The organism is Xanthomonas pisi DSM 18956, from assembly GCF_001010415.1.
Taxonomy (GTDB): Bacteria; Pseudomonadota; Gammaproteobacteria; order Xanthomonadales; family Xanthomonadaceae; genus Xanthomonas; species Xanthomonas pisi.
This window is the reverse complement of record NZ_JPLE01000074.1, coordinates 1-14,007: the sequence shown is the minus strand read 5'-3', so window position 1 is coordinate 14,007 and position 14,007 is coordinate 1. Positions and strand designations below refer to the sequence as shown.

Genomic DNA, 14,007 nt, shown 5'->3' with positions numbered 1-14,007 from the left:
TGCGTGGCCGACTTCGTGAAAGAAACGTGATGGGTTGGCGATGCTTTTTTCGGTTGATCAAAGGACAGGCCCCGGGGAGTGGGCCGCAGGCAGCACCGCATGAGCATCAGCTACTACAGCGCCATCGTTCCACAAGCGTCCTCGACCATGGAGGCGCATGCGCCGCTGATGATCGATCTGCTGGCCTATATCGAGCAGCACATCGGCGATGCCGAGCTCGGTACCGAGTCGTTGCAACAGGCGTTCGCGCTGTCGCGCGCGTCCTTGTATCGGCTGTTCCAGTCGCGTGGCGGCGTGGCCAGCTATATCCGCGAACAGCGCCTGTGCACGGCGCACCGTTATCTGCAGGCGTATCCGGAGTGCAGCCTGACCTGGCTGCTGTACGAAATGGGGTTTGCCTCGGAGCGGCAGTTCCAGCGCGCCTTCCAGCAACGCTTCGGCATGCCGCCGATGCAGTGGCGCCGCCAATGCCGCGCCACGCCGCACGCACCGGCACCGCGCCGCGGCCATTACATGCCGATGTGGCGTTTCATGCGCGAACTGAACCACCAGGCGCTGCCCGAGCACGCATCGCTGCGCAATGGCGTGCTCACGCCCACCGCGGGGTCCCCGCTGGTGCATGCCGAAGCGTTGCGCCGGCTCGCCCGGCCGGCACCGCGCTTTGCCGCGCAGTTGGAACCGATGAAGGGCTGAGCGCAATGGTTTGTGTAGGAGCGCACCTGGGCGCGATGTGGCATTCCCGGTAACGCTACATCGCGCCCGAGGGCGCTCCTACAGACATGCGTATGCATCAGACCGCGCACCTACTGATCGCGGTCTTGCCTGCTTCGTACACACCGCAAGCCCTAGACGTTGTGTAGGAGCGCACCTGTGCGCGATGCGGCATTCCCGGTACGCCACATCGCGCCCGGGTGCGCTCCTACATGAAACAATGCGACGGGTGGCCTGCGTACCTGCTCGTCAACGGGATCGTACGGCGTCGGCCTCAGCGAATTACCAGGACCGGAATCGTGCTGTGCGTGAGCACTTCCACCGTCTGGCTACCGAGCAACATGCGGCGCACGCCACGTGGCCCATGCGAAGTCATGATGATCAGGTCGCTTTTGCATTCTTCGGCGGTCTGCACGATGCCTTCGGCCGCGAAGCGGTCCAGCACATGCCGTGACGTGGCCTTGATATTGGCGGCTGCCGCCAGCTCCAGCGCAGGACGCAGGATCTTCTCGGCAGCGGCTTCGCGCTCGGTACGGTATTCCGGGCTCGCCTCGTACCCCACACTCCAACCCATCGCGTCATACATGCCCATCGCCCACGGCTCGGACACGGTGACGATGTCGACCTTGGCACCGGTGGCCTTGGCCAATTCCAGCCCCTGAAACAAGCCGCGATGCGACAACTCGGATGCATCGATGGCGATGAGAATACGTTTGTACATGGTGACCTCCTGCAAGGGTGGCAATGCTGCCGTTTGTGGTGCCGGACTCACGGTGACAGGCGCTGGTGCTGGTTGCCTTGATGTGGATCAATGCTGCAAGTGCTGGTGTGGCGGCTAATGTTGTTTTGCTATGACGTGTCTTGCATGCAAGGCCGGTCACATCGCATGCAACGCGTTTTTCGATCCACTCAATCCGTCGCCGCGGCATCCGGATCGGGCCGCATCCCGCGCACGCGCGCGGGGTTGCCCACTGCCGTCGCACCCGCCGGCACGTCGCGGGTGACCACCGCACCGGCGCCGATCAATGCATCGTCGCCAATGCGCACGCCCGGCAGGATGATGGCCCCGCCGCCGATCCACACATTGCGCCCGATGCGGATCGGCCGTCCAAATTCCAGACCGCTGGCGCGGCCGGCCGCATCGCGCGGATGGTCGGCGGCGTAGAACTGCACCGCAGGCCCCACCTGCGTGCCATCGCCGATACTGACCTCGCAGATATCCAGGATCACGCAATTGAAGTTGAGGAACACGCCCGCGCCCAGACGGATGTTGTAGCCGTAGTCGCAATGAAACGGCGGGCGGATTACCGCGCCCGCGCCGACTTCGGCCAACCGCTCACGCAACAGCGCATGTCGCTGCGCCGCGGTCTGCAGGGCGGCTGCGTTGTAACGCACCATCCACTCGGCAGCGGCCGCCTGATCTGCCTGCAGTTGCGCGTCGGCCGCGTTGTAGAGTTCGCCTGCCAGCATCTTCTGTTTTTCGGTTTGCATGCCGTCGCGCGCACCTGTGCAATGAAGTGGTACCAGGGTGGCATGGATCTGGGCAGGCACGCATCGAGCGATGCACCAATGGCCCGATTGCCGGCTCATGCGGCTTGCAGAACGTCGCGATCGGGCGACTGGTTGAAGCGACTGGCGCGCTCACCACCGAAGTGGAAACGGCCAATGCGGATTCCGAGCACCGGCCGCGGCCGTGCGGCTGCTGTGCCGCCACTGCATTGCTTGCCGCAGACGTTGCAATGCCGCTGTGTGCGCATCGATACTCCTAACCGTGGCCTTCCAGCACGACCACGTTCAAGGATGACGTCATGACACGCTTTGTAGCCGCCTGCATTGCGTTGCTGCTGTGGGCATGCCTCAGCACACCTGCTCACGCAACTTCCTCACTTTCGTTCGAAGGCGGCGGATACTCGATGACCTTCGAAGTCGGCAGCGACCGTCGTCCCGTCATCGCCAGCATTGATTTCCAAGCACCCGGCGACAACAAGGGCGTGTTGTTGCGGGGCAGTTTCCAGGTCAAGACGTTCGATACCAAGCGCAGAATCCTCCGCCTGATTTACGCAGGACACGACACGCGTGTGCCGGCGTTTACCCTGGTCGTGCTCGCCAACAAGTCGACACTTACCGTGAACGGCAAGCAGATCAACTCCAGCTTCAGCTGGGAAATGTAAGCGCACAACGGGGCGACGGCGACGGCGCTTCATCCACCTGCCGTCTGCCGCACGCGTCACGCGATCTCGCTTGACGCGTGACACGCATCAGCGCTCGGGCTCTCTCGTTGCACGCGCGATGCAATCGCACTACGACTGCGACTGCTAAAAAACGCAATCGCAGGGGAATGCAAACCGGACTACACCACCGTCAAGTTGGCGTACGCCATCACCAGCCATTTGGCGCCGACCTCGTCGAACTGCACCTGCACGCGGGCATGCGCACCGGCGCCTTCGTAGTCGACGACCACGCCGCCACCGAAGGTGGGGTGCTCGACGTTGGCACCGAGTTTGATCGGCGCGGTCTCCACGATTCCGTGCACCGGACCGCCACGCGTTGCGCCCAGCGAAGCGGTGCGCGAGACCTGCACCTTGGGGCGCACTTCGTTCAACAACTCGCGTGGAATCTCGCGCAAGAACCGCGACGGGACGTTGTAGTTATCCTGGCCGTGGATGCGTCGCGATTCGGCATAGCACAGCACCAGTTTCTGCCGCGCGCGGGTGATGCCCACATACGCCAGGCGCCGTTCTTCTTCCAGCCGGCCGCTTTCTTCCAGCGAGCGCGCGCTCGGGAACAGGCCATCTTCCAGGCCGACCAGAAACACGATGGGAAATTCCAGGCCCTTGGCCGAATGCAGCGTCATCAGCTGCACGCCTTCTTCGCCGGCCTGTGCCTGGCCTTCGCCAGCTTCCAGCGAAGCGTAGGCCAGAAAGGCGACCAGCTCGGTCATGCCCTGGCTGTCTTCGTCATCGGGCCGGGTGAAGCGCGAGGCCACCGACACCAGTTCGTCCAGGTTCTCGGTGCGCGATTCCGAATCCAGCCCGCCGCGGCTCTCCTTGGCCCAATGCTCGCGCAGGCCCGAGCGCATCAGCACGTGGTCGATGCGTTCGGCCAGTTCCATTTCGCCGGTTTCGGCATGCAGCTGGCCGACCAGACTCAGGAAGGTGGCCAGCGCATTGCGCGCCCGTGCGGCCAGACCGTTTTCCTGCGTGGCCAGCATCGCCGCTTCCCACAACGACAGCGCGTTGGCGCGTGCCAGCCGGCGCACTTCGTCCAGCGTGCGGTCGCCGATGCCGCGCGTGGGCGTATTGACCGCGCGTTCGAACGCGGCGTCGTCGCTGCGGTTGGTGAGCAGGCGCAGGTACGCCAGCGCATCCTTGATTTCGGCACGCTCGAAAAAGCGCATGCCGCCATATACGCGGTACGGCAATTGCTCGGAAATCAGTGCCTCTTCCAGCGCGCGCGATTGGGCATTACTGCGATACAGCACCGCCACTTCGCCGTAGCTGCCGCCATCGCGCACCCACTGGCGCGCGCGCTCCACCGCGTAGCGCGCCTCGTCGACCTCGTTGTAGGCCGCGTACAGATCGATCGGGTCGCCATCGCCCGAATCGGTCCACAGCTGCTTGCCGATGCGGTCCGGGTTGTGCGCGATCACCGCATTGGCCGCGCCCAGGATATTGGCGCTGGAGCGGTAGTTCTGCTCCAGCCGCACGGTCTGCGCGCCGGGAAAATCCTTGAGGAACTTCTGTACGTTCTCGACCTTGGCACCGCGCCAGCCATAGATGGCCTGGTCGTCGTCGCCGACCACGAACACATGCCCGGTCTCGCCGGCCAGCACGCGCACGAAGGCGTACTGGATGGCGTTGGTGTCCTGGAACTCGTCGACCAGAATTTCGCGAAAGCGCGCGCGGTAATGCGCCAGCAAGGCCGGGGTGTCGCGCAGCAGTTCGTGCGCGCGCAGCAGCAGCTCGGCAAAATCCAGCAGCCCGGAGCGGTCGCAGCGTTGCTGATAGGCCGCGTACACCTGTCGGCGCACCTCGGTCCAGTCGTCGCTGGGCTCGGGCTGGATGTGCTGCGGACGGCGGCCCTCGTCCTTCTGCTCGTTGATCCACCAGCTCATCTGCTTGGGCGGATACTTGCTCTCGTCCAGTTCCAGCGACTGCACCACGCGCTTGACCAACCGCAGTTGGTCGTCGCTGTCCATGACCTGGAAGCCTTCGGGTAGCCGCGCGTCCTGCCAATGCAGGCGCAGCAGCCGATGCGCCAGCCCGTGGAAGGTGCCGATCCACATCCCGCGGCTGCCATTACGCAGCTGCAGGTCGGTGCGGTGACGCATTTCACCGGCGGCCTTGTTGGTGAAGGTCACCGCAAAGATGCCGTGGTTGGGCACGCCCTGGACTTCGTTGAGCCAGGCGATGCGATGGATCAGCACGCGCGTCTTGCCGGAGCCGGCGCCGGCCAGCACGAGGTAATGCCCCGGCGGTGCGGAAACGGCCTCGCGCTGGGCGGGGTTTAAATGATCGAGCAAATGAGAGACATCCACCGGCGCATTTTACCGGTTGTGGCGTCGCTGCGGCTGAGATTGCGATGAAGCGGTTGGGATTGCTGCCCCCATCCGCCCTTCGGGCACCTTCCCCCGCAGGCGGGGGAAGGCAGGATAGTGGCTGCTCTGCCGCCTGCCAGAGAAGCTTAGGACGTCGATTGCTCTGACGCCTGCCAGAGAAGCTAGACGCTGATTGCTCTGCCGCCTGCAGGAGAAGGCAGGACGCTGATTGTTTTCCCGCCTGCAGGAGCGCAGGCGGATGCTCGCCGTGGCAGAGCCCCTCTCTCGCCTGCGGGAGAGGGGTTGGGGTGAGGGCAGAGGGGTTGGGGTGAGGGCACGAGGCGCAGCCACGACGCATGCGGGTCACCCGAGGCTTTGCTCGCGCCCTCATCGGGCGCTATGCGTCGCCTTCGCCTCTCGAAGAGGCCAGCGTCACGGCCGGAGACGGCAGCCAAGCTGCATTTCCGGTCCCCTCGCGCCTATCAGGGCTCCAGCTGCAGCAACACATCCCGCGCGATCGCCGCTGCCTGCTCACGCAACTCCGGCACCGCCAGGCTCTCCCACAGCGCGCCGATGCGCAGGCTGCCGATCACCCGCAGGCGCGGGTTCGCATGGCCGTCGGCATCGATCAGGCTGCCATCGGCAGCGGTGTCAACGCCGATGCCGTGCGGGCCGGCCATCGCGATGCCCTGCCCCAGCAACTGCTGCAGCAACGGGTTTCGCATCGCCTGCACGCGCATTTCCACGCCGGTGGCATTGACCAGCGTCTGCACATCCAGCTGCAATGCATGCCCGGCACGGGCAGCGCCCGCACTCACGCGTACGCATGCACCGACCTCAAACGCCACATCCAGCCGCGCGCGATGCAACTGCAGTTGCCCGCGCGCCTGCATCGCCTGCAATTGCGCATGCACCGGCGCGGCAATGCGATGGCGATGCACATCCCAGTAACGCACCACATGCCGCAGGAAACGGCGCTGATCGGCGACCGACAAGGTCTGCCACAAGGCCTGACTCAAGGGCCGGATGCGTTCCATCACGCCCTGCCACGGCAGCCCCTGCGCCAGCGCCAGGCGGGCGTGCCGGCGCAGCGCGCGCATGCGCGCACGCAACGGCAGCGCCAGCAGCGGTTGCGGGTCGAACGCGGCCACCGCGCCATGCGCATGCGGCAAGGGCAACAGCCCGTGCCGCGACACCACATGCACCGCGCCGCGATGGGCCTGCGCGGCCAGCGTCACCACGGTGTCGGCCATGCTCAGCCCCGAACCGACGATGCACACCGCAGCGTCCTGCGGCAACGCGGCCACCGCTTCGGTGTCCCAGGCTTCCACCCGCTGCGCAGCCGACAGGCCGGTGGCGCCGCGCAACGGCAACGGACGCAGCGCGTTACCAACCGCAAGCACCACGGCGGCGGCCTGCAGCGTGTAGCCGTCGTCCAGATGCAGCAGCGCACCGTCTGCGTTGGGCTGCAAGGTCTGTACGCGCGCGGTACGCACGATCAGGGCGGCAGGGCTGGTCGCACGCGCGGCCTGCAGACGGTCGCGCAGATACGGGGCGTAATGCCTGCGCCCGACACACTGTTGCGGCAGCTGCGTATCGTCCAGCTCCGGGCAACATGCGTGCGTACGCAGATAGTCGACAAAATCCTGCGGTGCATCCACCAGCGCACTCATGCGTGCGGCCGGCACATTGAGCAGGTGTTCGGGACGCGTGGTGGAATACGCCACCCCCTCGCCCAGCAACGGATGCGGCTCGATCAACACGATCCGTCGCGGCGCGGCGGCCTGACGCAACAGCTGCAGCGCCACCAGCACGCCGGATGCGCCACCGCCGACGATGGCGATCGTTGCATCGCCGGAATCACGCACTGGGTTCATTGCGGCATTGTAGGCGATGGCTGCGCCGGACCCCCGATCGCCGTGTCCTGGCTGCGCAAGCGCCTCGCCGGCCGGCCCCGGGCTTGCCAGGTTTCCGCGCGCCCGGCATCACAAGCGCTTACGATTGGCTGCGCACGCTCGGCAAAGGCCCTGGGAGGCCCACAGCATGTCTGTTGCATTGGTCAGGCTCATCGTCTACGTCCACGATGTCGCAGCAATCAAGGCCTTTTACCAGGCCCATTTCTCACTCCCCGTCCGCGAAGAGATCGCCGATCAGTGGGTCGTCCTGGCCGCAGGGCAGATCGAGCTGGCGCTGCACCTGGTCGGCGACAGGTACCGCCGGTTGCCGGCATCGCCGGCATCGGATCTGCCACGACCGGCCGCAGGCTCCACCACGAAGCTGGTTTTTGCCATCACCTCGGACCTGGCGGCCCATCGCGAGCAATTGCGCAGCGCAGGCGTACCGGTAGGCGAGCTCAAACGCTACGCCGGCTTTGCGTACCAGATGTACGACGGCCGCGACCCGGAGGGCAACGTCTTCCAGGTGATGCGCCTGGACTGACGTAAGGCCGCTACATCAATGCATCGGCCAGGCGTGCGATGCCTTCGCGGCTGCGGCGCCAGGCCGGACGGCCGCGCCACTGCTCCAGGTCCAGCGCACGCGCATTGGCCAGATAGTCCTGTTCGATCTCGCGCAGCCGCTGCACCACGCCCCGGTCGTAGCAGAGCATGCCGATCTCGGCATTGAGCGCGAACGAGCGGATGTCCAGGTTGATCGAGCCGACCAGGGCGATGTCCTGGTCCATGCTCAGGTGCTTGGCATGCAGGAAGTGCGGGCGATACAGCGCGATCTTCACCCCGCAGCGCAGCAGCTCCTCGAAATATGCCTCCTGCGCCCAGGCGGCCAGGCGCTGGTTGTTGCGCTCGGACAGGATCAGCTGCACATCCACACCCGAGACCGCCGCGATGCGTAGCGCACTCAGCAAGGCTTCGTCGGGAACGAAGTACGGCGTCACCAGCACCACCTTGCGCCGCGCCAGATGGATCACCGCATTGATCGCATCGCGTGCGTTTTCGAACGGATAGGCCGGCCCGCTGGGCAACAACTGGGTGGCGATGTTGGCCTCGCACACCGGCGCATCCGGCCACACATCCAGCCGCTGGCCGGTTTCGGTGAACCAGTCGCTGGCGAACACCGCTTCCAGATGATTGACCACCGGCCCGCGCACGCGCGCCACCAGCTCGCGATTGGGCACCCCGTCGATGAAGCCGGCGTCGGCCAGATTCTGCGAGCCGACAAAGCCCACCTGGTTGTCGATCACCGCGATCTTGCGGTGATTGCGCAGATCCATGCGCCCGCTGCGGCGCCAGCGCAGACCACCGGGCAGCACCGCCAACACCTCGATGCCATCGGCCTGCAGGCGCTTGCGATAACGCCGCAGGCCCCGCTTGGCGCCCACCGCATCCAGCAGCACGCGGCAGCGCACGCCGCGCGCGCTTGCCCGTTGCAGCGCTGCCACCACCGCATCGCCCACCGCGTCGTCGAACATCAGGTAATACAGCAGATGCACGCGCTGTTCGGCCGCATCGATCGCAGTGATCAGGGCCTGCAGCGACTGCGCGTAGTCGTCGAGCAATTCCACCGCATTGCCCAGGGTCGGCATGAAGTCGCCCTGCCGTTCGATCAGCGGCACCACCTCGGCGCTGCTGGTCTCGGCCTGCGGCGTCCAGCGCAACGCATGCAAGGGCAGCTGCTGTTCGCGGATCACCTGCGAGGCGGTGGCCTGTCGCTCCACGCGCAGTCGCGACACCCACGGTTGGCCGAGCAGCAGATACAGCGGCAGGCCGACCACCGGCACAAACCCGATCAGCAACAACCAGCTGCGCGCCGCGCCGGGCGTAGTGCGGCTGGGAATCCATAGCAGCGCGGCCAGGCGGATCGCCCAGTCCAGTGCCAGCAGCCAGGTACCTTGCGACCAGTCGGGCATCAGCGCTCCATCCTCATGAGGAAGCCGATTCTGACCCGGCTGCGGGTAAACGCAACGGCGCGCTGCCCGCCGGCTGGATGCAATGGCGAAACGGGCCGGCATCTGCCGCCGCAGGAAGCACGCGCTCGGCGCATACCTGCCGCAGCGTCTGCACGAAGGCGGTCTGCGCACGCGTGGGATGCCAGTCGCTGCGCGTGGTCATGCCGATCTGCCGACGCAGGCGCGGCCCGGCGCTGCCGATCTCGCGCAACAGGCCGGCGCGGCGCTCGAACAGGAACTGATCGCGCGACATCAGGGTCAGCCAATCGTCTTCCAGCAACAGCCCGCGCACGGTCAGCTCCGCGCCGCATTCGATGCGTAGCGGCGGCGGCTCCAGCTGCCGATCGCGAAACATGCGTTCCCAGCGTTCACGCACCGGCGTGCCCGCCGCGGCCATCACCCATGGGTAGTCGAGCAGCTGCGCAAAGGCGTACGCCTTGCCGGCCAACGGGTGCCCGCTGCGCGCCACGATCACCGGCTCGTCGTCGAACAGCGGCTCCTGCAGCACGTCGCGTACCGGCAGCGGGTCGCGTAACGCGCCGATCAGCAGGTCCAGCCCGCCCTCGCGCAGATGCGCCAGCAACTGCGCATACGGGCCTTCGACCACGCTGATGCGGGCGGCAGGGTGCGCAAGCGCAAACCGCGCCAGCGCCTGGGGCAACAGGATCGCCCGCGCCAGCGGCATCACTCCCACCACCACCCGCCCGGCATCGTGCAAGCGCAGGGCGGCCACTTCGTCGAGCGCCGCGCGCACCTCCGCCAGCGCCAGCCGCACCTGCCGCAGCAGCCGCTCCGCCACCGGCGTGGGCTGCGTCGCCTTGCCGCGGCGCATGGTCAGCGGCACCTCGATCACATCGGCCAGCGCCTGCACTGCGCGGTAGACCGCCGGCTGCGACACGCCCAGCTGCACCCCCGCCAGCGAATAGCTGCCTGCCACGTCCACCGCCACTAGCGCGTGCAGCTGCCCCAACGACACCCGTCGCTCCAGACCGGGCCGCGCCGGCAGCCGCAGCGCACGGCGCGCCACCCGGATGCCATGGTCCAGATGCGCCAGGGCGCGCTCGATCCGCGGCACCACCAACCGGGCGGCCTCGGTGGCCGCCATGCCGCCGGGCTGCCGCTCGAACAACCGCACGCCCAGTTGCTGTTCCAGGCGCGCCACCGCCTGGGTCAGCGCCGGCTGCGACAGGTTCACCTGCGGCGCGGCCGCACTGATGCTGCCAAGCCGGTGCACCACGACCAGGGCATACAGGTGACGCAGGTTCGGTTCGGGCATCGGTGGCATGCTCTAACTATAAGCAAAACCAATACGCATACCTCAAATGAATCTTGAGCTGGCTGACTCTCGCCACGCAGACTCGGCGCAGGACTAACGAGGATGGATGGATGAGCCAGGTCGTCACCCAGGTTGCGCGCACGCCGATCGCCCTCGTGGACAGCCTGGCCCAGGCCGGCGTGGCCACGGTGCACGAGGCGCAGGGTCGCAGCGGCCTGTTGCATCACCGGTTGCGCCCGATCTACGCCGGCTGCCGCATCGCCGGCACCGCCGTCACCGTGTCGGTTCCCCCGGGCGACAACTGGATGATGCACGTGGCCATCGAGCAGCTGCAGCCCGGCGACGTGCTGGTGGTGGCGCCTACCAGCGACTGCTGCGACGGCTACTTCGGCGATCTGCTGGCCACCTCGGCGCAGGCGCGCGGCTGCCGCGGGCTGATCATCGATGCTGGCGTACGCGATGTGCGCGACCTCACCGCCATGCAATTCCCCGCCTGGAGCCGCGCCATCTGCGCGCAGGGCACCATCAAGGAGACGCTGGGCTCGGTCAACGTCCCGCTGGTCTGCGCCGGGCAGCATGTCCAGCCAGGCGATGTCGTGGTGGCCGACGACGATGGCGTGTGCGTGGTGCCGCGCGCCACGGCCGCCGAGGTCCTGGCCGAAGCGCAGGCCCGCGAGGCCCGCGAGCTGATCAAGCGCGAGCGCCTGGCGCGCGGCGAACTGGGCCTGGATATCTACGCCATGCGCGAGCGCCTGGCCGCCAAGGGCCTGCGCTATGTCTGAGCAGGTGCGCGCGATGTGGATGCGCGGCGGCACCTCCAAGGGCGGCTTTTTTCTGGCCGACGACCTGCCCGCCGACACGGCCGCACGCGATGCATTCCTGCTGCGCGCCTACGGCTCGCCGGACCTGCGCCAGATCGATGGCATGGGCGGCGCCGACCCGCTGACCTCCAAGGTCGCGGTGGTATCGCGCTCCACACGCCCCGACGCCGATGTGGACTACCTGTTCTTGCAAGTGGCAGTCGAACAGGCGCAGGTCAGCGATGCGCAGAATTGCGGCAACATGCTGGCCGGCGTGGCGCCCTTCGCATTGGAGCGCGGCCTGCTGCCAACACGCGATGGGCAGACCGAAGTGCGCATCTTCATGCGCAACACCGGCACCCTGGCAACGGCCACCGTGCAGACACCGGGTGGCCGGGTCACGTATGCAGGCGACGCGCGCATCGACGGCGTGCCGGGCACTGCAGCGCCCATTGCATTGGCATTCGCCGAGATCGCCGGTTCTTCCTGCGGCGCGCTGTTGCCAAGCGGACGCGCCGTGGACACGCTCGATGGCGTAGCGGTGACGCTGATCGACAACGGCATGCCGTGCGCGGTGATGCGCGCCAGCGATGTCGGGATCAGCGGATATGAAGACCGCGCCACGCTGGATGCGGATGCGGTTCTCAAGGCGCGGCTGGAGTCCATTCGGCTGCAGGCTGGCCCCCTGATGCAGCTGGGCGATGTCGGCGCCGCGACAGTGCCGAAGATGATGCTGGTGGCCGCACCGCGCAACGGTGGTGCGATCAGCGTGCGCTCGTTCATCCCGCACCGCTGCCATGCCTCGATCGGCGTGCTCGGCGCCGTCACCGTCGCCACCGCCTGCCTGCTGCCGGAGTCGCCCGCGCATGCGCTGGCGCTGCTGCCGGACGGCAGCATCCAGCATCTTGAGGTTGAGCACCCCAGCGGCAGCACTGGCTGCGTCATCGAACGCGATGCACACGGCGCGGTGGTACGCGCCGCGGTCCTGAGAACGGCACGCAAGTTATTCGATGGGGTGTTGTTTGGGTGAGCGTCGTGGCCAGTATCGGGCGGGCTTGGCGGCCTCAGCCCCGCCTGAGCAGGCGCGTTGTGGTGCACGCCCTGCACGCACGCGAGCGTCGGTGCGCTGCCCGGCGTCGCCTGCACCGCGATGCACGAGCACACGCGTAGAGCGCTGCGTATCGTGTCTCGGCGCCATGTCATCTTGCATCGCGACAACGCCTTGCCTGTCCGGCACATGCCAGATGGTTGCGCTGCACGGGCAGAGCGGATCGGGTGCCGGTCGCGCCCGGGTGCGCTCCTACGTGGCGGGCGCATCGCGCGGCCTGGGGTGCGGGGTGAGACAGGTCACGCTGCACCTGCGGCACGCACCTCTTAGAGCAACTAACAAAACGACTGCGCTCACTGCCAGGCCGGCGCGACCTGTGTTCGGTGCGGCATGTCCCACTCGTACACTGCGCTTCCTCCGCGCCGCCTACGCCCACCTGACGACTGCTCGCTACGTTTTGTTAGCCGCTCTTCGTGTGTCGTCGTCAGTCGGTCGCGCAACGCGCGAAATACGTTACGGCGATGCGCTCGTCGCTGTCGATATCGATGACGCACAGGCTCAGCGAGCACGTTCGACGACGGCTGCGCATGCGCAGCGTTGGCCGCCGTCACCCGCTGCATGGGTTCAGCAGGCTGCGTCCGCCGGTTCCGATTCGCACTTCAACGAGCATTGCCATGATCATCGACTGCCACGGTCACTACACCACCGCACCGGCTGCACACGATGCGTTTCGCAAGGCGCAGATTGCCCATTACAACGACGCAAGCCTGCCGGTGCCCGCCTATCCGCACATTTCCGATGATCAACTTCGCGAAAGCGTCGAGCAGCATCAATTGCGCCTGCTGCGCGAGCGCGGTGCGGACATGACCATCTTCTCGCCACGTGCCAGCACCATGGCGCACCACATCGGCGATGAAGCGGTGAGCCAGGTGTGGACGCGGCATTGCAACGACCTGATCGGCCGTGTGGTGCAGCTGTATCCGCACACCTTTATCGGCGTGTGTCAGCTACCGCAGTCGCCGGGCGTGTCGATCGCACATTCGGTCAGGGAGCTGGAACGGTGCGTCACCGAACTCGGGTTTGTCGGCTGCAACCTCAATCCCGACCCGTCCGGCGGCCACTGGACCGGCCTGCCACTGACCGATCGCGCCTGGTACCCGTTCTTCGAAAAAATGGTCGAGCTGGATGTGCCGGCAATGGTGCACGTATCGGGCAGCTGCAATGCCAATTTCCACGCCACAGGCGCGCACTACCTCAACGCCGACACCACCGCGTTCATGCAGTTTCTGGAAGGCGACCTGTTCGCCGATTTTCCGCAGCTGCGCTTCGTCATTCCGCACGGCGGTGGCGCCGTTCCGTATCACTGGGGCCGCTTCCGCGGCCTGGCCGACATGTTGGGCAAGCCGCCACTGACTACGCACGTGATGCGCAACGTGTTCTTCGACACCTGCGTGTATCACCAGCCAGGGATCGACCTGCTGTTTGAGGTCATCGACATCGACAACATCCTGTTCGGCTCGGAAATGGTCGGCGCGGTGCGTGGCATCGACCCGCAGACAGGACACTACTTCGACGACACCAAGCGCTATATCGACGCATTGGCGATCTCCGATGCCGACAAACGCAAGGTATTCGAAGGCAACGCGCGTCGCGTCTATCCACGCCTGGACGCGCAATTGCGCGCGCGCGGGCTGTAGCCGCGCTTCCTTCTCCCCTCGGGAGAAGGTGCCC

11 protein-coding genes, 1 other RNA gene and 1 pseudogene are annotated in these 14,007 nt (G+C 66.5%); 7 read left to right on the top strand and 6 right to left on the bottom strand.

The genetic code is table 11. The annotated features are described in order from the left end of the window. The first annotated feature begins 34 nt into the window (after positions 1 to 34). Positions 35 to 693, top strand: a pseudogene (gene tagK / locus Y887_RS15440) (transcriptional regulator TagK). Between the two features lie 292 nt (positions 694 to 985). Here tagK and Y887_RS15435 read toward each other — a convergent pair. Further along, positions 986 to 1,432: a universal stress protein gene (locus Y887_RS15435; RefSeq protein ID WP_046965209.1), complete on the bottom strand. Its 447-nt coding sequence runs from the start codon at positions 1,430 to 1,432 to the stop codon at positions 986 to 988. 188 nt (positions 1,433 to 1,620) lie between these two features. Beyond that, entirely contained in the window at positions 1,621 to 2,202 is a 582-nt protein-coding gene (locus tag Y887_RS15430) for a sugar O-acetyltransferase (RefSeq protein ID WP_046965187.1), read from the bottom strand. Positions 2,203 to 2,624: 422 nt separating this feature from the next. On the opposite strand from Y887_RS15430, the gene Y887_RS15425 reads away from it, so the two are divergent. Then, a complete protein-coding gene (locus Y887_RS15425; RefSeq protein WP_046965186.1) occupies positions 2,625 to 2,882 on the top strand; it encodes a hypothetical protein in 258 nt (85 codons plus the stop codon). Positions 2,883 to 3,061: 179 nt separating this feature from the next. Here Y887_RS15425 and uvrD read toward each other — a convergent pair whose 3' ends face one another. Continuing rightward, on the bottom strand, positions 3,062 to 5,248 hold the full coding sequence (uvrD, locus tag Y887_RS15420; protein WP_046965185.1) for a DNA helicase II: 2,187 nt from the start codon (positions 5,246 to 5,248) through the stop codon (positions 3,062 to 3,064). A 482-nt stretch (positions 5,249 to 5,730) separates the two neighbouring features. After that, complete coding sequence (locus tag Y887_RS15415) at positions 5,731 to 7,125, bottom strand: FAD/NAD(P)-binding protein (RefSeq protein WP_046965184.1); 1,395 nt, start codon at positions 7,123 to 7,125, stop codon at positions 5,731 to 5,733. Between the two features lie 166 nt (positions 7,126 to 7,291). Here Y887_RS15415 and Y887_RS15410 point away from each other — a divergent pair, with 166 nt between their 5' ends. After that, entirely contained in the window at positions 7,292 to 7,687 is a 396-nt protein-coding gene (locus Y887_RS15410; protein ID WP_046965183.1) for a VOC family protein, read from the top strand. A 10-nt stretch (positions 7,688 to 7,697) separates the two neighbouring features. Here the strand turns inward: Y887_RS15410 and cls are convergent, their stop codons facing one another. Together cls and Y887_RS15400 are read right to left on the bottom strand one after the other, a co-directional pair. Then, positions 7,698 to 9,116 (bottom strand): cardiolipin synthase, encoded by a 1,419-nt coding sequence (gene cls / locus Y887_RS15405; protein ID WP_046965208.1) that lies wholly within the window; start codon positions 9,114 to 9,116, stop codon positions 7,698 to 7,700. Positions 9,117 to 9,126: 10 nt separating this feature from the next. Beyond that, positions 9,127 to 10,437, bottom strand: a complete 1,311-nt coding sequence (locus Y887_RS15400; RefSeq protein ID WP_046965182.1) for a LysR family transcriptional regulator — start codon at positions 10,435 to 10,437, stop codon at positions 9,127 to 9,129. Positions 10,438 to 10,538: 101 nt separating this feature from the next. On the opposite strand from Y887_RS15400, the gene Y887_RS15395 reads away from it, so the two are divergent. From Y887_RS15395 to Y887_RS15385, 4 genes are all read left to right on the top strand, one after another. Next, positions 10,539 to 11,210 carry a 4-carboxy-4-hydroxy-2-oxoadipate aldolase/oxaloacetate decarboxylase gene (locus tag Y887_RS15395; RefSeq protein ID WP_046965181.1) on the top strand — a complete coding sequence of 224 codons (672 nt, stop codon included), beginning with the start codon at positions 10,539 to 10,541 and terminating at the stop codon, positions 11,208 to 11,210. After that, a complete protein-coding gene (locus Y887_RS15390) occupies positions 11,203 to 12,258 on the top strand; it encodes a 4-oxalomesaconate tautomerase (protein WP_046965180.1) in 1,056 nt (351 codons plus the stop codon). The genes Y887_RS15395 and Y887_RS15390 overlap by 8 nt, the downstream gene beginning before the upstream one ends. Positions 12,259 to 12,666: 408 nt before the next feature. Beyond that, a non-coding RNA gene (locus tag Y887_RS19315) (sX9 sRNA) lies at positions 12,667 to 12,742 on the top strand. A gap of 208 nt (positions 12,743 to 12,950) precedes the next feature. Beyond that, positions 12,951 to 13,973, top strand: coding sequence for an amidohydrolase family protein (locus Y887_RS15385; protein ID WP_046965179.1), 1,023 nt, complete (start codon positions 12,951 to 12,953; stop codon positions 13,971 to 13,973). The last annotated feature ends 34 nt before the right edge of the window (positions 13,974 to 14,007 follow it).